This window comes from Streptomyces sp. 4N509B (assembly GCF_052245655.1).
Taxonomy (GTDB): Bacteria; Actinomycetota; Actinomycetes; order Streptomycetales; family Streptomycetaceae; genus Streptomyces.
Window position 1 is genome coordinate 294670 of sequence record NZ_JBQQBZ010000002.1, and the last position, 19168, is coordinate 313837.

Below are 19168 nucleotides of genomic sequence, written 5' to 3' on the forward strand. Positions count from 1 at the left end.
CGGACGAGGCCGCCGGGAGCACCGGGGGCACCGGGAACAGCCGGAACGGCCAGAGCGCTGGGAACGCCGGCGGATCGGGACGCGGCGGACGCGGCGGACGCGGCGGCGGGACCGGACCCGCCGGCGGCACCCGAAGCGCCGGCGGCGCCGCCCCCACCGTCGCGGTACCGGTCGCTCCACTTCTTCGCCGTCGTCGGAGACACGCGGAAGTGGCGTGCCGCCCGCCGCAACGACCACCCGTCGTCCACGACCAGCCGGGCCAGTCGCAGGCGGTCGGATTCGTCCATGGGGACGAGCCTAGGAGACCAACCCTGCGGTCAGGTTTCCGTGCGGTACATGAGATCTGTCTCATAGGTGCGGAACCCGAGCCCCTCGTAGACGTGGAGGGCGGGACCGTTGTCGGCGTCCACGTAGAGCATCGCCGTGGGCAGCGAGCGGTCACGGGCCAGGTACCGCAGGCCGATCGTCGTCAGCGCCCTGCCGAGGCCCGTGCCCTGCGCCTCCGGCAGCACGCCGAGGACGTACACCTCGCCGAGCCGCTCGGCGGTGTGCACCTTCGTCCAGTGGAAGCCGAGGAGCTTCCCGCCCGAGACCGCGAGGAAGAAGCCCGCCGGGTCGAACCACGACTGCGCCTTGCGCGCGTCGAGGTCGCGCTGCGTGAGGGATCCCTGTTCGGGGTGGTGCGAGAAGGCCGCCGCGTTTACCGACAGCCACGCCTCGTCGTCCTCACCGGGCACGAAACCACGCACCGTGACCCCCGGCGGCAGCGTGGGCTCCGGCAGCTGGAGCCCGCCGAGCGGGCGGCGCAGCTGTCGCAGCTCGCGAAAGAGCGTCAGCCCCATCGCCTGCGCCAGGTGGCGGGCGGCGGGGTGCCCGCCGTGCGCCCAGATCCGCAGCCGGTGTCCCGACTCGGCCAGCAGGGCCTCGCCGACGGCGCGCCCGTGCCGCCGGCCCCGGTGGGAGGGGTGGACGACGAGCTCCGCCGAGGGCGCCTCGACCGGGTCGGTGCCGTCGAGCTGCCCGTAGGCGACGAGCTGCCCGCGCTCGCGCAGCAGCACGTGCTTCACCCCGGGTCTCGGACCGCCGCGCAGCAGCAGCCGCCCCTGTTCCGAGACGGGGGACTGCCCGTCGGTCCTCGCGGCCGTGTCGATGAGCTCCAAGGCGTCCCGCACGTCCGCTGTCGTCACCTCGTCCAGCACCACGACGTCGCTCATGGTCCCGACTCTAAGGTGCGCGCGCCCTGTTCGGGACAACGCGGGCGCACGGGGGCTTCCGCGTCGTTTCATCTGCTTGTTACACCACGCCTCCTGACGGCCTACGCGCGTAGCCACTAGGGTGCCGCGCATGCACGCACGCGTACTCAGGCGTTTTGCCGCCTCGGCCGTGGCCCTCGTGGTCGCCGGTGCCGCCCTCGCCGCCGGGCTGACGGCGGGGAACGACGCCCAGGCGGCACCCCACTCCGGGAGTCAGGGCCAGGGCGGGGGCCGCACCGTCGACCTCCAGATCCTGGCCCTCAACGACTTCCACGGCGCGCTGGAGCCGCCCACCGGCTCCGGCGGGCGCGTGACCCACGAGCACGAGGACGGCACGACCGAGCCGATCGACGCCGGCGGCGTCGCGTACCTGGCCAGCGCGCTGCGCGAGGCGCGGGAGGGCGAGCGCCGTTCCGCGACGGTGGCGGCGGGCGACATGGTGGGCGCCTCCCCGCTGCTGTCGGGCCTCTTCCACGACGAGCCGACCATCGAGGCGCTCAACGCCCTCGACCTCGACGTCGCGGGCGTCGGCAACCACGAGTTCGACGAGGGGTGGCGGGAGCTGGTCCGCCTGCGCGAGGGCGGCTGCCACCCCGAGGACGGCTGCTACGTCGAGGGCCGCACCTTCGAGGGCTCCGACTTCCCGTACCTGGCGGCGAACGTCGTCGACGAGGACACCGGCGAGCCCGTCCTCGACCCGTACACCGTCCAGCGCTTCCCCGGCGGGGTGAGGGTCGGCTTCGTCGGCGTCACGCTGGAGGGCACGCGGGACATCGTCACCCAGGAGGGCATCGAGGGCCTCGCCTTCCTCGACGAGGTCGAGACGATCAACCGCTACACCGCGGAGCTCGAGGCCCAGGGCGTCAACGCGGTCGTCGCGCTGATCCACGAGGGCGGATACCCGGCCTCGGAGGCGTACAACAACGACTGCGACGCCGACGGCCCCGGCTCCGGCCTCTCGGGCCCGATCGTCGACATCGCGAAGGAGATCGACGCGGGCGTGGACGCGCTGGTCACCGGCCACACCCACCAGCCCTACGTCTGCACCATCCCCGACCCGGAGGGCAACGACCGCCTGGTGACCTCGGCCGCCTCCAACGGCCGGCTCTTCACCGAGCTGTCGATGCGCTACGACCGCCGCACCGACGACATCGTGCGCGCCTCGGTCGCCGGGACCAACGTCGTGGTGGACCGGGAGCGGCGGCCGGCCCGGGATCTGAACGACCTGATCGCGTTCTGGCAGGAGCTGGCCGCGCCCGTCTCGGACGAGCCCATCGGCCACATCGCCGAGGACGTGCTCGGCCCCGGCGCCGAGGCCCCCGAGTCCCCGCTCGGCGACCTGATCGCGGACGCCCAGCTGGCGTACGCCCGCGGCGTCGACCCGGAGACGGACCTGGCGCTGATGAACTCCGGCGGCATCCGCGCCGACCTCGACTTCGCGCCCTCGGGCGACGAGGGCGCCGGGGTGGTGACCTACGGGGAGGCGTTCTCGGTGCAGCCGTTCGCCAACACGGTGAACCTGGTGGACCTGACGGGCGAGCAGCTGCTGGGGGTGCTGCGCGAGCAGGTGAGCGGCGCCAACGAGGCCGCGCCGAAGATCCTCCAGCCCTCGGAGGGACTGAGCTACACCCTCGACCTCACCCGCTCCGGCGCGGACCGGATCGTCGCCGAGACGGTGACGGTCGGCGGCGAGCCGCTCGACCCGGCCGCCACCTACCGCGTCGCGGTCAACTCCTTCCTCGCCGGCGGCGGCGACGGCTTCCCGACGCTGGCCGAGGGCGGGAACCCGGTGGTCGGCGGCGACGACCTCGCCGCGTTCGCGGCGTACCTGGGGGAGGTCTCCTCCCCGGACGCGCCGCTGCCGGCCCCGGCGGCGGACCGCGTCACGGTCGTCCAGTAACCGCGCGCACCCGCGCGCACGACGGCTGACCGACGGCCGACCGAGGGCCGGCCGACGCGGCGGTCCCCCGCCCCGGCTCCTACGCGGAGACCGGGCGGTGGGGGACCGCTATCGCGGAGACGAGGATGCCGCCGCGGCTCATCCAACGGCCGGAGAAGCCGTCGACACGCCTGCCGTTGAGCTCGGGCCCCTCCACGAGGAGACGGGCGTGGAAGGTGCCGTCCTCGCGGAGCACGATGTCGGCCTCGTCGAAGTCCAGGAAGCGGCGGGCCAGCGGATACCACGCCTTGTAGACGCTCTCCTTGGCGCTGAACAGCAGCCTCGGCCAGCAGACCTCGGGCCGCCGCGCCGCGAGCGCCTCCAGCCGGGGCCGCTCGACGGGGAGGCTGATCATGTTCAGCACGCCGGACTCGCGCAGCGGCTCGTTGGGCTCGGCGTCGATGCCGACCGACGCCAGCTCCGTGCGCCGGGCCACCACGGCGGCGCAGTACCCGGTGGTGTGGGTCATGCTGCCGACGAAGCCCTCGGGCCACCCCGGCGCGCCGCGCTCGCCCGGCATCAGCGGCACTCGCGGCCCGTCGAGGCGGGCCAGCGCGGTGCGGGCCAGGACGCGGACCGTGCAGAACTCGCGCCGCCGCTTGTCGACGGCGCGCGCCACGTGCGCCTCCTCCTCGGGGAAGAGGTCGCCCGGCTGGACCGGCTGGGCACCGAAGACGTCCTCGGCCGCCACCTCGGGCGGCAGCAACTCCTTGATCACCGTTCCCGCTCCCCCGCCGCTCGCCTCACTCGCCTCACTCGCATGACCCGCCCGACCCGCATGACTCGCACGACGCGCCCGCTCACCGCCCCATCTCCTCCGAGGGCATGATCGGCACGACCTCGCCGGGTGTCCGCCCGCCGTGCCAGCGCTGCCACTCGCGCGGGTATCCCAGCGAGACCTCCTGGTGCGGGACGCCCTCGTGCCAGATCAGGCGCGGGATGTGGAGGTGCCCGTAGACGACGACGGAGGCGCGGTACCGGGCGGGCCAGTCGGCGGTCGCCTCGGTGCCGCACCACAGGGCGAACTCCGGGTACCGCAGGATCCTCGTGGGCTCGCGGACGAGCGGGAAGTGGTTGACGAGGATGGTGGGCACGCCCTCGGGCAGCTCGGCGTCGAGCCGGGCCTCGGTCGCCGCCACCCGCGCCCGGCACCACGCCTCGCGGCTCGGGTACGGGTCGGGGTGGAGCATGTACTGGTCGGTGCCGACGATGCCGGCCGCCTCGGCCACGGCCAGGGCCTCCGCCTGGGTGGAGGTGCCGGCGGGCCGGAAGGTGTAGTCGTAGAGGACGAACAGCGGCACGATCACGGCCGGGCCGCCCTCGCCCTCCCACACCGGGTACGGGTCCTCGGGGGTGACGACGCCGAGGCCACGGCAGAACTCCACGAAGTGCAGGTACCGCTTCTCACCGCGGAGCGTCAGGGGGTCGTCGGGGGTGGTCCACAGCTCGTGGTTGCCCGGGACCCAGATGACCTTCGCGAACCGCTCGGCGAGGAGGGTCAACGCCCACTCGACGTCGGCGCCGACCTCCCCGACGTCGCCGGCCACGATCAGCCAGTCGTCGTCGGACTCGGGGCGGAGGCGCTGGACGATCTGCCGGTTCTCGTCGTACCGGACGTGTAGATCGCTGATCGCGACGAGCTTCCCCACCTGCAACTCCCTCTCCCTGTCAGCTGCTTCAACCTACCTCACCGAGGAAATCTCAAGGATGGTTGAGGTCTCGGCTAGGCTGACGCCCATGCGGAGTGCTCAGACGATCGCGAAGGAACTGACCATCGGACAGCTGGCGCGGCGCAGCGGCGTCGCACCCTCGGCGTTGCGCTTCTACGAGGAGCAGGGCCTGATCAGCAGCCGCCGCACCAGCGGCAACCAGCGCCGCTACCGCAGGGACACGCTGCGCCGGGTCGCGTTCATCCGCGTCTCCCAGAACGTCGGCATGCCGCTGACCACGATCCGCGCCGCCCTCGACCGGCTGCCGGAGTCCCGCACCCCCACGCGCGCGGACTGGGCGCACCTCTCGGGCCACTGGCGCGCCGACCTCGACGCCCGCATCCGGCAGCTGACCCGCCTGCGGGACAACCTCACGGAGTGCATCGGCTGCGGCTGCCTGTCGCTGGAGAGCTGCATGCTGGCGAACCCGTACGACGTCTGCGCCGCCCAGGGCAGCGGGCCGCGCCGGCTGCTGGACGCCGACGCCCCGTCGTGCGCCGACACGACGGCGGACACCGCGGCGGACACCCGGGCCGCCTGCCGCTGAAGGCTGTCCCACGCTCCCCGGCGGGCTCGCGACGCCCTGCGGCGTCTCCCCCAGCCACGTTGTCGTCGGTCGCCAGCCTGCCGGGCTGACTCCCTCCTCCGCCTCACCGTCGAAGCCACAGGACGCCGCTCCCTGATCCACCGGGGATGACGGACAGCCTTCAGGACTGTCGCCAAGCCCGCCGCCGGGGCGCGTCGGCGACGTCGCGTCGGCTCGGTCCTCGCGTCCTACGCGGTGCTCCCCGTCTCCTCCGGGGCCGGGGCACCCCGGCAGCGAGGCTCGCCCGCGGACCCCGCGGGACCGCGAAGCCGGGCGGACCCCCACGCCACGCGGCAGCGGGTGGGGAGTCGCGGGCCCCGCCGCCAGGGCGTGTCCGCGAGGTCGCGTCGGGTCAGCGGCCTCGACGCACCCGCCGGGCTCCGTCGGACTCCGTCGGCTCGACGGGCTACTCGGACGCGACGGGCTACTCGGACGCGGCGGGCGGCTCGGACACGACGGACTCGGTCGAGAGGGCCAGCCCGTGGGGAGCGGTGAAGAACGGGCGCAGCCGCGTGCCGCCCCGCACCACGGCGGGGAAGCTCTCGGTGTTGGTGCGGTTGATCGAGTCGCCGCTGATGCGCCCCACGGGCACGCCGCACCCGCCGGACCCCGCGAACTCCAGCCGCAGGTCCCAGACGTCGCGCCCGCCGTGGCCACGCCGCACGAGCACGTCCTCGTAGCGGACGGCGAACTCCGCGCGCGTGGCGTGTCCCCGCCGCCCCGCCGCGGGCGGCAGCATCCGCAGCGGCACCGACAGTTCCCCACCGCCCCGGGAACGGGAGGTGGCGACGGCCCGCGCCTCCCCCGCGCCCTGTCCGCGCGTGCCCCATGAGCCGCCGCGCGCGCCGGCGCCGTGGCCGCGGAGGCCGGGACCCAGCAGGGCGACGGTGACGGTCAGCGACTCCTCCCCCACCAGGATCTGCTCCACCTCGGCGTGGGCACGCCGCAGCCAGGTCCGCAGGCTCAGGTCGCCCTCGCTCGTGGTGTACGGCAGCCAGCAGGCGACGCCGTGCTCGTCCACCGTCGGCGGCAGCGTCACCAGCGCCGCGGCGTCGATCGCGTCGGCGGCGACCCGGCGGCGCTGGCCCTCGTCGCGCGGCTCCACGTAGCAGTCCCACCGGCCCTCGGGCAGCACCCTGGCGGAACGTTCCAGCACCACCGTGACGTGCGGCGACGCGTCCTGTCCTGGCCGGCGCCGGATCGGGATGCGGATGCGCTGCCTGCCGCCCGGCGCCTCCCGCTGCTCGGCGACGAAGTCGAGCTGCCCCGCGTCCACGGGCAGGGTCGCGGCGTCCAGCTCCACGGCGAGCGAGCCGTCGTCCCCGACGACGCACCGGCCCCGCGTGCGGGGCGCCCGCGCGGGCCGTGCCGCGACCGGGCGCATCCGCGTGGCGGGCGCCGCGGCCCGCGCGAGCGCGCCGCGCAGCCAGCGGGCCCGGTGGCCGGAGTGGCGCAGCAGCTCCTCGGCGAGCGCGACGTAGCGGCGGGCGACGCCGGCCGGGTTGTGGCGGGCGGCGGTGGCGAGCGCCGCCTCGGCCATGGCCTGCCGCTCGTCGGGGTGGTCGATGAGGCGCAGCAGCGCGGCGGCCAGGGCGTCGCTGCCGCCGTCCACCGGCACCAGCAGCCCGTCGAGCCCGTGGGTGACGACCTCGGCCGGCCCGCAGGCGCAGTCGGTGGTGACGACCGGCAGGCCGCAGCGCATCGCCTCCAGCGCCGTCAGGCCGACCGACTCGCCGGCCGCCTCGACGGTCGAGACCGCCGCGATGGCGCCCTTGATCCACTCGGTCTCCATCTTCTCCGCCGGGGGCAGGGGCCCCATCAGCCGGATCCTGTTGTAGAGGCCGAGCTCGTCGATGCGCCGCTGCAACGGCTCGGCGAGGCTGCCCCCGCCGTGGATGCGCAGGCTCCAGCCGGGCCGCTGCGAGGCGACCTTCGCGAACGCGTCGATCAGCCGGTCGTAGCCCCGGTCGGGGGTGAGGGGGCCGGCCGCGATGATGACGCGGGAGGAGCCGCTGGCCGGCGCGAGGCCGGACGCCGGCACGCAGCCGCGGATCGCGACCACGCGGGTGGCGGCGCCCTCCGGCAGGGCGGCGCGGTGGCGGGCGGCGTCGGTCTCGGAGAAGGTGACGAACGCGTCGAGTTCGGGGATCGCGGCCAGCTGCCGGTCGCGCGCGTCCTGGCCGAGGGCGTGGAGGCCGCGGTGCTCCTGCCCGATGCGGACGTAGCGGCTGTGGCCGTGCTCCGCGAGGGCCGCGACCAGCCCGGGGTCGGAGGCGATGACGACGTCCGCGTCGGTGCGGCGCAGGAACGCGTCGAGGCGGCGGGGGTCGGGGCCGACGGGCACCACGTCCACCTGCTCGGCCCGCGCCTCGTCGAGCGCCGCGCGCCACGGGCCGGCGTCGGCGACGGTGGCGAGCTCCACGCGGGGGCCCTGGCCGTCCTGGCGGAGCGCGGCGGCGAGGGCCGCGGTCGCGCGGGCGGTGGGGTCGATGCGGCCGGAGTCGCTGACATCGACGGTGTCGGTGACCAGGAAGACGATCTTCACCCGCTGCAATCCCTGCGCTCTCGCGACGGCAACGCTGCAACGGTCCGTCCCCGCCGACGGGAGCGTCAAGGGCATTCCGTCCCTCCTTGACGCGTTCCATACGCCGTCGATACGGCTCCCCGACGCCCACCATGCGGCAGCAGGAGGGCCCCGCCCCGCCCCGGCCGGCCCGTCAGTCCCGTCAGTCCCACTCCCCCGCCCCGGCGGCCGGGCCGCCGGTCCCGCCGTCCCCCGCGGCGGGCGGCGGCACGGGCGCGCCCGGCAGCGACAGCTCCGCCTCGGTGCCGCCGCCCGGCGCGGGCCGGAGCACGACGCGTCCCCCGCACGCCGCGACCGTGCGGGCCACGATCGACAGGCCGAGGCCGGAGCCCGGCAGGGCACGGGCGTCCTCGGAGCGCCAGAAGCGCTCGAAGACGTGGGGCAGGTCGGACGGCGCGATGCCGGGCCCGTGGTCGCGCACCCGCAGCACGCCGTCCCTCAGCAGCACGCGGACCCCGCCACCGGCCGCGCCCCCGGCCGCGCCCTCGGGCGGCCCGCCCCCGGCCGCGCCGCCGAGCGCGCCGAACTTGACCGCGTTGTCCAGCAGGTTCACCACCGCCCGCTCCAGGGCCGCCGGCTCCGCCCGCACGAACCACGGCTCAAGCTCCGCGTCGAGCGGCACGCCCCCCGCCCGCGGCCGCACCCGGCGCAGCGCCCGCGCCGTGACCTCGTGGAGCCCGACCACCTCGAACCGCCCCGGGGCGGCGGCGGGCCGCGACAGCTCCTGGAGGTCCCCGACGAGGGCCGTCAGCTCCGCCATCTGGTCCCTGACCGACGCCAGCAGCGGCAGCCGGTCCTCCTCGGGCAGCGGGCGGCCCAGCCGCTCGCTGCGCGCCAGGAGCTCGATGTTGGTGCGCAGCGACGTCAACGGGGTGCGCAGCTCGTGCCCCGCGTCCGCGATGAGCTGCTGCTGGAGCTCCCGCGAGGAGGCCAGCGCGGCGGTCATCGCGTTGAACGCGCGGGACAGCCGCGCGATCTCGTCGTCGGCCGCGCCACCCCCTCCGTCCCCACCGTCCCGGCCATCCCCGCCGCCGCGTGACGCGGGAACGGGCAGCCGCACGCTGAGGTCCTCGGTGCGGGCGATGTGCTCCGCCGCCTCCGTCAGCCGGTTCACCGGCCGCAGCCCGGCGCGGGCCAACGGCACGCCCACGCCCGCCGCGCCGACGACCCCGGCCGCCGCGACGAGCGCGAGGACCAGGGCCAGCGAGCGGAGCGGGTCGTTGACCTCGGTCAGCGGGCGCGCCACGGACACCGCGAGCCCGGGCGTGCCCCCGACGTGCTGGGTGTACACGCGGTACGTCACGCCGTCGGTGCCCTCCGCGTTGTGGAACGACGCCGTCCCGCGCCGCGCGGCCACGGCCAGGTCGGCCTCGCTCGTCTCCAGCAGGACCGACCCGCTGAGGATGCAGCGGTTGCCGCGGACGTCGACCACCTGGAGGGTGTTGGAGGGGAACGGCGTGAGCCGGTCGTCGGGCAGGTCCGCCGGCTCCTCCCGGCAGAGCCCGTCCCTCACCGCCCGCTCCACCGGCACCGCCTCGGGCGCCCCCTCCCGCAGCTGCCCGTCGAGCGAGGTCAGCAGCTGCCCGCGCACCACGAACCACGCCACGGTCGCGCAGACCGCCACCGCCAACGCCACGGCGACGGCCGTCAGCAGCGCCAGGCGGGAGCGCAGCGGCAGGGCGGCGAAGCGGGCACGCGGCCCCGTCACGTGCGGGGCTCGCGCAACGTGTACCCGACGCCCCGCACGGTCTGCACCAGGCGGGGCTCGCCGCCCGCCTCCGTCTTGCGGCGCAGGTACATGACGTAGACGTCGAGGGAGTTGGAGCTCGGCTCGTGGTCGAAGCCCCACACGGCGCGCAGGATCTGCTCGCGGGTGAGGACCTGCCGGGGGTGGGCGAGCAGCAGCTCCAGCAGGGTGAACTCCGTCCGCGTCAGCTCCACGGGCCGCTGGCCGCGCGTCACCTCCCGCGTCGCGGGGTTCAGCCGCAGGTCGGAGAACGCGAGCCACTCCGCCGCCACGCCGCCGGCACCCGGACCCGAGCCGCCGACGCCGCCGGAGCCGCCGACGCCGCCGACGCCCGGGCGGCCGACGCCGGCCGCGTACCCGCCGCGCCGCAGCAGCGCGCGGAGGCGGGCGAGCAGCTCGTCGAGCTCGAACGGCTTGACGAGGTAGTCGTCGGCGCCCGCGTCGAGGCCGGTGACCCGGTCGCCCACGGTGTCGCGGGCGGTCAGCATCAGGATCGGCACCCGGTCGCCGGCGGCCCGCAGCCGGCGGGCGGCGGTCAGTCCGTCCATGCGGGGCATCAGCACGTCGAGCAGGATCGCGTCGGGCGCGTACGTCTCGCGCAGCGCCAGGGCGTCCACGCCGTCCACGGCGGTCGCCGTGTCGTAGCCCTCGAAGGCGAGGGAGCGGCGCAGTGCCTCGCGGACGGCGGGCTCGTCGTCGACGATCAGGACCCGGGACACCTCACTCATCACGACGAGTCTCGCAGCCCGGGAGCGTCAGACCACGTTCTGTGAGCCCATCCCACGCAGCGCCTCCCTCACGGTGTTGCTGGGGATCGCGAAGCCCAGGCCGACGCTGCCGGAGTCGGAGGAGTCGGTGCGGATGGCGGAGTTGATGCCGATCACCCGGCCGTCCAGGGTGACGAGCGCGCCGCCGGAGTTCCCCAGGTTGAGGGAGGCGTCGGTCTGGATCGCCTCATACGTGGTGGTCTCCGAGCCGCCGCCCTGGCCGCCGGCCGAGCCGAAGGGCCACCCCTGCTCGTCCTGGCCGTCCTCCCGCTCGACGGTGACCTCGCGGTCGAGCGCGGAGACGATGCCGGAGGTGACGGTTCCGCTGAGGCCCTGGGGCGAGCCGATCGCCACGACCTGGTCGCCGACGGCCACGTCGTCGGAGTCGCCGAAGGTGGCCGGGGTGAGCCCCGAGACGTCCTCGGCGCGGAGGAGGGCGAGGTCGGTGTCGGGGTCGGTGGCGGTGACGGTCGCCGTGGCGGTGCTGCCGTCGTGGAGGGTCACCTTGGCGGTCGTGGCACCGGAGACGACGTGGTTGTTCGTGAGGATCTCGCCGTCCTCGGTGAGCACGACGCCCGAGCCGCCCGAGCCCTCGGCGGTGGTGATCTCCACGACGCTGGGGGCGACGGCCGCCGCCACGGAGGCGACGGTGCCCTCGCCCCCGCCGCTGGCCACGCCACTCGCGGTGGCGTTGCCGCCGGAGGAGACGGCGTCGGAGGCGCCCGCGGCCGTCTCGCGCACCGCGTCGGAGACGAACGCCGCGGTCGCGCCGCCCGTCACGGCCGCGGCGACCACGGCGAGCGCGACGGCCGCACTCGCCAGCGACGCCTTGCCGGGCCCGCGCCGCCCCGGCCCGCGGTGCCGCCGCCGCGGCTGGTCCGGCTGGTTGTCCAGGAGCTGCTGTTCGGTCATGCACCCGAGGGTGCGGCGGGAAGATGAGAGGAGTCTGAGGGTCAGCTCAGACTCTTCCGAGAGATTCCGCCCCGAGAGATTCCGCCCCGAGAGACCCCGCGGCGGGTGACGCGGCCCGCCTCAGGAGCCGTCGCAGCCGCAGGAGCGGCGCACCTTCAACGTGACCGGGAACTGCCGCACCCGCGTGCCGGGGCCCGCCGGGCCCGTCGGACCCGCGGTGTCGCCGATGGCGAGGTCCACCGCGGCGTGCGCCATCGCCTCACGGTCGGAGCCGACGGTGGTCAGCGGCGGATCGCTGAACGCCGCCTCCTTCACGTCGTCGAACCCGACGACCGCCAGCTCGCCCGGCACGTCGATCCGCAGCTCCCGCGCCGCGCGCAGCACGCCGATCGCCTGGTCGTCGGTGGCGCAGACCAGCGCCGGCGGCCGGTGCGGGCCCGCCAGGAGCCGGAGCGCGACGTGGTACGCGTCGTAGCGGTTGTAGGCGCACTGGAAGAGGCGGCCCTCGGTGCCGACGCCCGCCGCGTCCATGGCCTGCCGCCAGCCGGTGACGTGGTCGGTGACGGGGTCGCCCTTCTCCGGCGTGGAGTCGAGGCCGCCCAGGCACGCCACGTACGGGTGCCCGTGGCCGAGGAGGTGTTCCGTGGCCGTCCGGGCTCCGCCGACGTCGTCGAGGACGACGGCCACCTCGTCGACGGCCTCGGGACGGCGGTGCAGCAGCACGACGCGGGCGTCCCAGGCGTCGATCTCGGCCGCCGCGTTCTCGCTGGGGCCCTGGCTGATCAGCACCAGTCCGGAGACCCGCATGCCGAGGAAGGCCCGCAGGTAGTGGACCTCACGCTCGTCGCGGTAGTCCGAGTTGCCGACGAGGACCATCTTTCCGCGCTCGGCCGCCGCCTGCTCCACGGCGTGGGCCATCTCGGCGAAGAACGCGTGCCGCGCGTCGGGGACGATCAGGCCTATCAGGTCGGTCCGTTGGGAGGCCATCGCCTGGGCGACCCGGTCCGGCCGGTACCCCAGCTCCTTGATCGCGGCCAGCACCCGCTCCTTCGTGCTGGCGGCCACCGGACGCGGCCCGTTGTTGATGACATAGCTGACGACGGCGGTGGAGGTCCCCGCCAGTCGCGCGACATCGTCCCGTGTCACCTTGGCCACGGGCGAAGTCTACGCGCGCAACCACCCCATGGGATACGGCGACCGTTATACGGACACGGAACCTCCCACCGGACATCACGACCGAGGCCGCCCAGTCCCGCCCAGAGCCTGTCCGGTGGGTCCCGCCACCCTCCGGGGACCGGACACGGCGGCGGGCCCGGCACAACGCCGGGCCCCGCCGAAGGCCGAACAAGCTGCCGGGCGCGAGCGTTCGAACGGGAGCGGCGCGCGCTCAGGAGCGGCGCGCGGCCTCCTTGACGACCTGCTCCGCCTCACGCGTCACGGCGCGGGCACGCTCGTCCTCCGCGCGCTCCTTCTCCGGAACGACGAAGCGGTAGCCGACGTTGCGCACCGTCCCGATGAGCGACTCGTGCTCGGGGCCGAGCTTGGCGCGCAGCCGCCGGACGTGGACGTCGACCGTCCTGGTGCCGCCGAAGTAGTCGTAGCCCCAGACCTCCTGGAGCAGCTGGGCGCGGGTGAAGACGCGGCCCGGGTGCTGGGCGAGGTACTTCAGGAGCTCGAACTCCTTGAAGGTCAGGTCGAGCACGCGGCCCCGCAGCTTCGCGCTGTAGGTGGCCTCGTCGACGGAGAGGTCGCCGTTGCGGATCTCCATCGGGGAGTCGTCGGCCGACAGCTGCTGCCTGCCGGTGGCCAGCCGCAGCCGCGCCTCCACCTCGGCGGGCCCGGCGGTGTCGAGGACCACGTCGTCCACGCCCCAGTCGGCGGTGACGGCGGCGAGGCCGCCCTCCGTCACGATCAGCACGAGCGGGCAGCCAGGACCGGTGGAGCGCAGCAGCTGGCACAGGGAGCGGACCTGCGGCAGGTCGCGGCGGCCGTCGACGAGGATGACGTCGGCGTTGGGGGCGTCGACGAGGGCCGGGCCCTCGGCGGGCGCGACGCGGACGTTGTGGAGGAGCAGTTCGAGGGCGGGCAGTACCTGGGAGGAGGGCTGGAGGGCGTTGGTCAGGAGAAGCAGCGAGCTCATAACGGGGCGGTTCCTTCCTCGGTCCTGCGCGGCGGGGACGACTGGACGACGTGAGCGGCTCTGCCCAGAAAGCGCGAAAGGACCCGGGTTGGCACCAGTGCCCGGATCCTCATTCACTCCGCAGCATATCCGAAACACTTCCGAGCGCGCAGGGGGGTGGTGCGCGGCAGTTGGCGTGACCTGCGTGACACCCTGGGGAACGGTCGATGAACGCACCGCAGGGCGGGAGGGCACGGATGGCGCGCGGAACGATCCGCTACTGGGCGGCGGCGAAGGCCGCGGCCGGCACGGCGGAGGAGGCGTACGAGGCCGCCACGCTGGAGGACGCGCTGGCCGCGGCCCGCGTCCGCCACGCCGACCGGCCCGACTTCGCGCGGGTGCTCGCACGCTGTTCGTTCCTGGTCGACGGCACGCAGGTCGGCTCCCGCGCGCACGAGGCGGTGACGCTGCCCGAGGGCGCCACCATCGAGGCGCTGCCGCCCTTCGCCGGCGGCAGCGAGCCGCCGCTGCGCGCGTCGGGCGGTGTCACCCCCGATGTCGCCCGGACGAGTGACGGGGGATCGCGGTGAGCGGGGCCGGTGGGGCGACGAGCGGCCCGGCGGCGGCCACCGGGGCGCCCAGGGCGCGGGCCCGCCACCGCGCGCGCTCGCCGATCATCAGCCCCGGTCCGCTGCCCGCGCTGCTGACCGCCGTGCTGGCCGGGCTGCTCGCGGCCGGCGCCACGCTCGGCCAGGCCGGGCTGCTGCCGGCGGTCGTGGTGCTCCAGGCGGTGACGGCCGCCGGCTGGTTCCGGCTGAACGGCATGTGGCCGGCCCGGCAGGGCATCGCGCTGGCCTTCGCCGGGGGCCTCGCGGCCGACGCCGCGCTGCTGCTGGCCCCCGAGGACCGGGCGACGGAGGGGCTGCTCGGCACGCTGGGCCTGTGGTACCTGCTCGTGCTGCTGCTCCAGCTGCGCCACCACGGCTCCTCGGAGGAGCGCCTGGCCTCGCTGACCGCGACGGCCGCGGCCACCCTGCTGACCGTGGTGGCCGTGGGTCACCTGGCCGCCGTCGAGGTGGCCGAGTCGGTGGTGGTCGTCACGGGTCTCGCGGTCGCGGTGGCGGCGCTGGCGCGGGCGGTGCCGGCGCCCGGGGTCGTCTCCGTGGTGCTGGCGCTCGCGGCGGCGGCGGCGACGGGCGCGGTGGCCCAGGCCGCGGGCGTCGGAGGCGACGCGGGCGGCGGGGACGCGGACGCGTTGACCGGCCTGTGGGGCGCGGGCCTCGGCCTGGCCGCCGGCGCCTGCGCGCTGGTCGGCCTGCGCGTGGCGAGCTACGACTTCCCCTCCCGCTTCGTCCACCTCACCGCGGGGGTGGCGCTGCCCCTGACCGCCGCCGCCCCCGCCGTCTATCCGCTGGCCCGCCTCCTCGTGTGACCCCCGTCTCCCCGGGTGACGGTGGTGTGACGGCCGTGTGGGGCGTGCTGTAACGGCACTGCTGCAAGCCCGTACCCACGCGGGGTCGGGGGCTACGGCCGGGTTACGCTCACGGCACTTCCGTCGCTCATCCTGGGGGAAACGGTCATGCGCGCGCTGCGGATCAGTCTGATCGTCTTCGGCATTCTCGTCGTGCTCTTCGTCATCGCCGACCGGGTGGCGGTCGCGATCGCGCAGGGCGAGGTGGCCTCCCGGACGCGCGACACCCTGACGCTCGCCGAGGAGCCGGACGTCTCGATCAAGGGCTTCCCGTTCCTCACCCAGATGCTCGGCGGCAGCCTGGACAAGGTGACGCTGGGCGTCGACTCCTACGACGCCCACGTGGACGGCGAGGCCGTGACCGTCCGGGATCTGGACATCGACCTGAACGACGTGGAGTTCTCCGACGGGTACAGCTCGGCGACCGCCGCCGAGGCCGAGGGCACCGGCCTGATCCCCTACGAGGAGATGACCGAGGCGTACGGCCGGCTGCTGGGCGGCGAGGACAACGGCTTCTCGGTCGCCTTCGAGCACGCGGGCGACGGGCTGCTGCGGGTGAACCTGCGGGCCAGCATGCTCGGCCAGAACCTCACCGTGGGGCATGTCACGGGCGAGCTGGTGCTGGAGGGGGACCAGGTCAGGCTGGAGGTCGGCGAGGAGATGCTCCCCGACAGCGTGCCGGAGGCGGCCCGCGAGCAGCTGACCGTCGAGCGCACGATCAGCAACCTGCCCAACGGTCTGACGGTGGACTCCCTGACCCCGAGCGACGAGGGTCTGGAGCTGGTGGCCTCGGGCACCGCCGTGGTCCTCGCGGGCTGAACGAGGCGCGGCGGGCCCCTCGCGCCGGCCGTCCGCCCGGGAGTCGCCCAGGTGGACGGCCGGCGCGTTTGTCTCACAGTATGGGCGAGCTCGTCTCATGATGCGGTACTCCCATGACACGCGCGCCATCGCGTCCGTACGATCGCGGCATGACGCGACGAGCCGGCCTCCCCAGCGGGGGACTCCCCGCCGGGGGACTGACGAAGCGGCGGGACGTTGATCTCTGCCGCGTCGCCGCCATGCTCTGTCGTCACCGCGGCAGCGACGGCTGACGCCGTGTGCCTTCCTGCCTTCCCGCCCGCACCCGGCGCGGGTGCCCCCCACCGCCCTGATCCGGGCCGCGGGCGCCGTGCCCGAAGGTACGGCCCTCTTCCCCGCCTCATCGCTCGATCGCTGAAGGAGAGAACAGCATGAGCCGCAGTGACGTCCTGGTGGACGCCGACTGGGTCGCCGGCCACCTCGATGACCCCAAGGTGGTGCTCGTGGAGGTTGACGAGGACACCTCGGCCTACGACAAGAACCACATCAGGAACGCCATCCGCATCGACTGGCGCAAGGACCTGCAGGACCCGGTCCGCCGCGACTTCGTCGACCAGGCCGGCTTCGAGAAGCTGCTGTCGGCCAAGGGCATCGCCAACGACGACACCGTGGTCCTCTACGGCGGCAACAACAACTGGTTCGCGGCCTACGCCTACTGGTACTTCAAGCTCTACGGCCACGCCGACGTCCGCCTGCTCGACGGCGGTCGCAAGAAGTGGGAGCTCGACGCCCGCGAGCTCGTCGAGGAGGTGCCCACCCGCGCCGCCACCGAGTACACGGCCAAGCCGCAGGACACCTCGATCCGCGCCTTCCGTGACGAGGTCGTCGCCGCCATCGGCGTGAAGAACCTGGTCGACGTCCGCTCCCCCGACGAGTTCAGCGGCAAGCTGCTGGCGCCGGCCCACCTGCCGCAGGAGCAGTCGCAGGTCGCGGGCCACGTGCCGAGCGCCAGGAACATCCCCTGGTCGAAGTCGGCCAACGACGACGGCACCTTCCGCTCCGACGAGGAGCTGAAGGAGCTGTACCAGGAGGAGGGCGTGGACCTGGAGAAGGACACCATCGCCTACTGCCGCATCGGCGAGCGCTCCGCCCACACCTGGTTCGTCCTGCACGAGATCCTGGGCCAGCCGAACGTCAAGAACTACGACGGCTCGTGGACCGAGTACGGCTCCCTCGTCGGCGTTCCGGTCGAGACCGGCCCGGCCAAGTAACCACCCGCACGACCGCGGGGCCGCGACAGCGCGGCACCGCACACGACAGGAAGCGACGCGCCATGTGTGGAGCGAAGGCCGGCGGCCCCGACGCCGCCGCCAGGCCCGGTGAGACCACCATCCAGGGCTCGGTCACCCGCGACGGCGAGCCGGTGACGGGGTACGTCCGGCTGCTGGACGCCACCGGAGAGTTCACGGCGGAGGTCCCGACCTCGGCCACCGGCCAGTTCCGGTTCTACGCGGCCGAGGGCACGTGGACCGTGCGGGCGCTGGTGCCGGGGGCCACCGCCGACCGTCGGGTGGTCGCCCAGAGCGGCGGCCTGACCGAGGTCACCATCTCCGTCTGACCACCGTCCGACGGGCCGTCGTCCGGCCGACCGCCGGACCAGGTCCGTTGCCCGACACGAGCGACACGAGCGACAGGCGAACACGAGGGCCGCGTCCCCGCGAGCCGTTGGCTTGAAGCCAACGGCGGGGGCGCGGCCCTGCTGTCCCCGTTCACGCCTGTCGGGTCTCCCCCCGACCTCTACTCGTCCCCCATGGCTTTCCCCTTGACACGTGCGTGGGTCATGTTGGTCTCTCGTCTCAGTAGACGAGCGCACGCACTCCGTCCGGCATGATCTCGCTGAGAAAGACCTGCGCGCCGGCGATGCGCACCCCGTCTGTCACGTCCTCCTTCTCGATCCCCCGGCGTGCCGCGCACTGGGTGCACAGCGTGATCCGGCCGCCGGCCATGATGCCGTCGATCAGCTCCGGCAGCGGCGCGGCGTGCGGCAGCTCGAACTCGGCCGCCCGGCCGGGAAGCGCGAACCACGCGGACTCCCCGGTCAGCCACAGCGAGACCTCCACTCCGCTGGCGGCGGCCAACGCCGCCACCGTGAACGCCTGCGAACACCGCTCGGGGGCGTCCGCCCCCGCCGTCACCTTGATCACCAGCTTCTCGGCCATGGCGTCACCGTAACCGGGAAAACCTCGGGGCTAACGGATGAGGCCGCAGTTGCCGCAGACCCAGTCGCCCTGAGGTCCTTGGAGCATGACTGCGCCACAGTTAGGGCAATTCATGATCACATCCTCTCCACGCGATGAGACGCACGCCGCACCATCCGCGTTCAGCTCCCGTGATCACAAAACGGTCAAACGCACGTGGCGAGGCGCCAGGCCGGCGGCTCGCCCGTCAGACAGCCTCCCCCGCCCTGTGGATCTAAACTCGGTTGGTGACCAAAATCCCAGCCAAATACGAGCTGACACGGAGAGCACGTGCTTGAGGCCTTCTTCGTCACCCTGATGGTCCTGGTGGGGGCCGGGACGGCCGCGTTCACCGGGCTCGTGGTGATGAAGCTCTACCAGGGACAGCGCTGAAACGATGATCGAGATCCCCTCTGACCTGCACCCCGACCTCACCCCCCTCGTCTTCCTGCTGGGCACCTGGCAGGGCGCGGGCGTCGCCGACCTCCCGGGAGAGGAACCCTGCAACGTCGGCCAGCAGGTCACCTTCTCGCACGACGGCCGGGACTTCCTCGCGTACGCCTCCCACACCTGGGAGCTCGACGCCGAGGGGAACCGCACCCGTCCCGTGGAGTCCGAGCACGGATACTGGCGCGTCGGCGCGGAGCGCCAGATAGAGGCCGTCATCGTCCGCGACCAGGGCGTCGCCGAGGTCTGGTACGGCCAGCTGGCCGAGGGCAAGCCCCAGATCGACCTCGTCACGGACGCCGTGGCGCGCACGCCGTCGGCCCCCGCCTACACCGGCGGGAAGCGGCTCTACGGGTACGTGAACGGCGAGCTGCTCTGGGTCGGCGAGAAGGCGACCCCCGAGACGCCGCTGCGGCCCTACATGTCCGCCCAGCTGAAGAAGGCCGTCGATCCCCGCGAGTGGATCGCCGACCTCGGGGACCTGCCCGACGACGGCATCGCCTTCTTCCGGTGAGCCGCGACGGCTGAGCCCGTCGCCCGACGGGCCGCGTCGCCCGTACGGCGACGGCGGGGCCACGACGGTCCGCCCGCCCGCGTGG

18 protein-coding genes and 2 pseudogenes are annotated in these 19168 nt (G+C 74.3%); 9 read left to right on the forward strand and 11 right to left on the reverse strand.

Features of this window, described 5'->3' with window-relative positions; translation table 11 throughout:
- Positions 1 to 164 precede the first annotated feature (164 nt).
- Positions 165 to 287 (reverse strand): annotated as a pseudogene (locus tag ACTWP5_RS03470) (helix-turn-helix domain-containing protein); the annotation flags it as partial.
- A gap of 30 nt (positions 288 to 317) precedes the next feature.
- Complete coding sequence (mshD, locus tag ACTWP5_RS03475) at positions 318 to 1214, reverse strand: mycothiol synthase (RefSeq protein WP_443219177.1); 897 nt, start codon at positions 1212 to 1214, stop codon at positions 318 to 320.
- Positions 1215 to 1344: 130 nt separating this feature from the next.
- Between mshD and ACTWP5_RS03480 the strand changes: the two genes are divergently transcribed.
- On the forward strand, positions 1345 to 3153 hold the full coding sequence (locus ACTWP5_RS03480) for a bifunctional metallophosphatase/5'-nucleotidase (RefSeq protein WP_443219178.1): 1809 nt from the start codon (positions 1345 to 1347) through the stop codon (positions 3151 to 3153).
- A 79-nt stretch (positions 3154 to 3232) separates the two neighbouring features.
- On the opposite strand, the gene ACTWP5_RS03485 is transcribed toward ACTWP5_RS03480, so the two are convergent.
- Positions 3233 to 3910, reverse strand: a complete 678-nt coding sequence (locus ACTWP5_RS03485) for a 4'-phosphopantetheinyl transferase family protein (RefSeq protein ID WP_443219179.1) — start codon at positions 3908 to 3910, stop codon at positions 3233 to 3235.
- 82 nt (positions 3911 to 3992) lie between these two features.
- Positions 3993 to 4841 carry a metallophosphoesterase family protein gene (locus ACTWP5_RS03490; RefSeq protein ID WP_443219180.1) on the reverse strand — a complete coding sequence of 283 codons (849 nt, stop codon included), beginning with the start codon at positions 4839 to 4841 and terminating at the stop codon, positions 3993 to 3995.
- An 88-nt stretch (positions 4842 to 4929) separates the two neighbouring features.
- Between ACTWP5_RS03490 and soxR the strand changes: the two genes are divergently transcribed.
- Entirely contained in the window at positions 4930 to 5448 is a 519-nt protein-coding gene (soxR, locus tag ACTWP5_RS03495; protein WP_443219181.1) for a redox-sensitive transcriptional activator SoxR, read from the forward strand.
- A gap of 463 nt (positions 5449 to 5911) precedes the next feature.
- Here soxR and ACTWP5_RS03500 read toward each other — a convergent pair whose 3' ends face one another.
- From ACTWP5_RS03500 to ACTWP5_RS03525, 6 genes are all read right to left on the reverse strand, one after another.
- The gene (locus ACTWP5_RS03500) at positions 5912 to 8032 is read right to left on the reverse strand and encodes a glycosyltransferase (RefSeq protein WP_443219182.1); all 2121 of its coding nucleotides are present in this window, start codon (positions 8030 to 8032) and stop codon (positions 5912 to 5914) included.
- Positions 8033 to 8213: 181 nt separating this feature from the next.
- Positions 8214 to 9779 (reverse strand): HAMP domain-containing sensor histidine kinase, encoded by a 1566-nt coding sequence (locus tag ACTWP5_RS03505; RefSeq protein WP_443219183.1) that lies wholly within the window; start codon positions 9777 to 9779, stop codon positions 8214 to 8216.
- Complete coding sequence (locus tag ACTWP5_RS03510; RefSeq protein ID WP_443219184.1) at positions 9776 to 10546, reverse strand: response regulator transcription factor; 771 nt, start codon at positions 10544 to 10546, stop codon at positions 9776 to 9778. Before ACTWP5_RS03510 ends, ACTWP5_RS03505 begins: the two co-directional genes overlap by 4 nt.
- 27 nt (positions 10547 to 10573) lie before the next feature.
- Positions 10574 to 11497: a S1C family serine protease gene (locus ACTWP5_RS03515; RefSeq protein WP_443219185.1), complete on the reverse strand. Its 924-nt coding sequence runs from the start codon at positions 11495 to 11497 to the stop codon at positions 10574 to 10576.
- Positions 11498 to 11617: 120 nt separating this feature from the next.
- Positions 11618 to 12652, reverse strand: coding sequence for a LacI family DNA-binding transcriptional regulator (locus ACTWP5_RS03520; RefSeq protein WP_443219186.1), 1035 nt, complete (start codon positions 12650 to 12652; stop codon positions 11618 to 11620).
- A gap of 232 nt (positions 12653 to 12884) precedes the next feature.
- A complete protein-coding gene (locus tag ACTWP5_RS03525) occupies positions 12885 to 13637 on the reverse strand; it encodes a response regulator transcription factor (RefSeq protein ID WP_443219187.1) in 753 nt (250 codons plus the stop codon).
- A gap of 236 nt (positions 13638 to 13873) precedes the next feature.
- Between ACTWP5_RS03525 and ACTWP5_RS03530 the strand changes: the two are divergent.
- The 6 genes and pseudogenes from ACTWP5_RS03530 to ACTWP5_RS03555 all read left to right on the forward strand — a co-directional run.
- A pseudogene (locus ACTWP5_RS03530) lies at positions 13874 to 14131 on the forward strand (MoaD/ThiS family protein); the annotation flags it as partial.
- Positions 14132 to 14202: 71 nt separating this feature from the next.
- A complete protein-coding gene (locus ACTWP5_RS03535; RefSeq protein ID WP_443219188.1) occupies positions 14203 to 15048 on the forward strand; it encodes a hypothetical protein in 846 nt (281 codons plus the stop codon).
- 147 nt (positions 15049 to 15195) lie between these two features.
- Positions 15196 to 15906, forward strand: a complete 711-nt coding sequence (locus ACTWP5_RS03540) for an LmeA family phospholipid-binding protein (protein ID WP_443219189.1) — start codon at positions 15196 to 15198, stop codon at positions 15904 to 15906.
- 149 nt (positions 15907 to 16055) lie between these two features.
- A complete protein-coding gene (locus tag ACTWP5_RS03545) occupies positions 16056 to 16178 on the forward strand; it encodes a hypothetical protein (RefSeq protein WP_443219190.1) in 123 nt (40 codons plus the stop codon).
- Between the two features lie 138 nt (positions 16179 to 16316).
- The gene (locus ACTWP5_RS03550) at positions 16317 to 17156 is read left to right on the forward strand and encodes a sulfurtransferase (RefSeq protein WP_443219191.1); all 840 of its coding nucleotides are present in this window, start codon (positions 16317 to 16319) and stop codon (positions 17154 to 17156) included.
- A gap of 62 nt (positions 17157 to 17218) precedes the next feature.
- Entirely contained in the window at positions 17219 to 17503 is a 285-nt protein-coding gene (locus ACTWP5_RS03555; RefSeq protein WP_443219192.1) for a DUF1416 domain-containing protein, read from the forward strand.
- Positions 17504 to 17741: 238 nt separating this feature from the next.
- Here ACTWP5_RS03555 and ACTWP5_RS03560 read toward each other — a convergent pair whose 3' ends face one another.
- Complete coding sequence (locus tag ACTWP5_RS03560) at positions 17742 to 18104, reverse strand: DsrE family protein (RefSeq protein WP_443219193.1); 363 nt, start codon at positions 18102 to 18104, stop codon at positions 17742 to 17744.
- 415 nt (positions 18105 to 18519) lie between these two features.
- Between ACTWP5_RS03560 and ACTWP5_RS03565 the strand changes: the two genes are divergently transcribed.
- A complete protein-coding gene (locus ACTWP5_RS03565) occupies positions 18520 to 19083 on the forward strand; it encodes an FABP family protein (RefSeq protein WP_443219194.1) in 564 nt (187 codons plus the stop codon).
- The last annotated feature ends 85 nt before the right edge of the window (positions 19084 to 19168 follow it).

What these genes read in the sequence shown, in the direction of transcription:
- mshD (WP_443219177.1), bottom strand. Translation starts at nt 1,214, where the DNA reads ATGAGCGACGTCGTGGTGCTGGACGAGGTGACGACAGCGGACGTGCGG.
- ACTWP5_RS03550 (WP_443219191.1), top strand. Translation starts at nt 16,317, where the DNA reads ATGAGCCGCAGTGACGTCCTGGTGGACGCCGACTGGGTCGCCGGCCAC.
- soxR (WP_443219181.1), top strand. Translation starts at nt 4,930, where the DNA reads ATGCGGAGTGCTCAGACGATCGCGAAGGAACTGACCATCGGACAGCTG.
- ACTWP5_RS03515 (WP_443219185.1), bottom strand. Translation starts at nt 11,497, where the DNA reads ATGACCGAACAGCAGCTCCTGGACAACCAGCCGGACCAGCCGCGGCGG.
- ACTWP5_RS03565 (WP_443219194.1), top strand. Translation starts at nt 18,520, where the DNA reads ATGATCGAGATCCCCTCTGACCTGCACCCCGACCTCACCCCCCTCGTC.
- ACTWP5_RS03525 (WP_443219187.1), bottom strand. Translation starts at nt 13,637, where the DNA reads ATGAGCTCGCTGCTTCTCCTGACCAACGCCCTCCAGCCCTCCTCCCAG.
- ACTWP5_RS03540 (WP_443219189.1), top strand. Translation starts at nt 15,196, where the DNA reads ATGCGCGCGCTGCGGATCAGTCTGATCGTCTTCGGCATTCTCGTCGTG.
- ACTWP5_RS03510 (WP_443219184.1), bottom strand. Translation starts at nt 10,546, where the DNA reads ATGAGTGAGGTGTCCCGGGTCCTGATCGTCGACGACGAGCCCGCCGTC.
- ACTWP5_RS03560 (WP_443219193.1), bottom strand. Translation starts at nt 18,104, where the DNA reads ATGGCCGAGAAGCTGGTGATCAAGGTGACGGCGGGGGCGGACGCCCCC.
- ACTWP5_RS03555 (WP_443219192.1), top strand. Translation starts at nt 17,219, where the DNA reads ATGTGTGGAGCGAAGGCCGGCGGCCCCGACGCCGCCGCCAGGCCCGGT.
- ACTWP5_RS03480 (WP_443219178.1), top strand. Translation starts at nt 1,345, where the DNA reads ATGCACGCACGCGTACTCAGGCGTTTTGCCGCCTCGGCCGTGGCCCTC.
- ACTWP5_RS03545 (WP_443219190.1), top strand. Translation starts at nt 16,056, where the DNA reads ATGACGCGACGAGCCGGCCTCCCCAGCGGGGGACTCCCCGCCGGGGGA.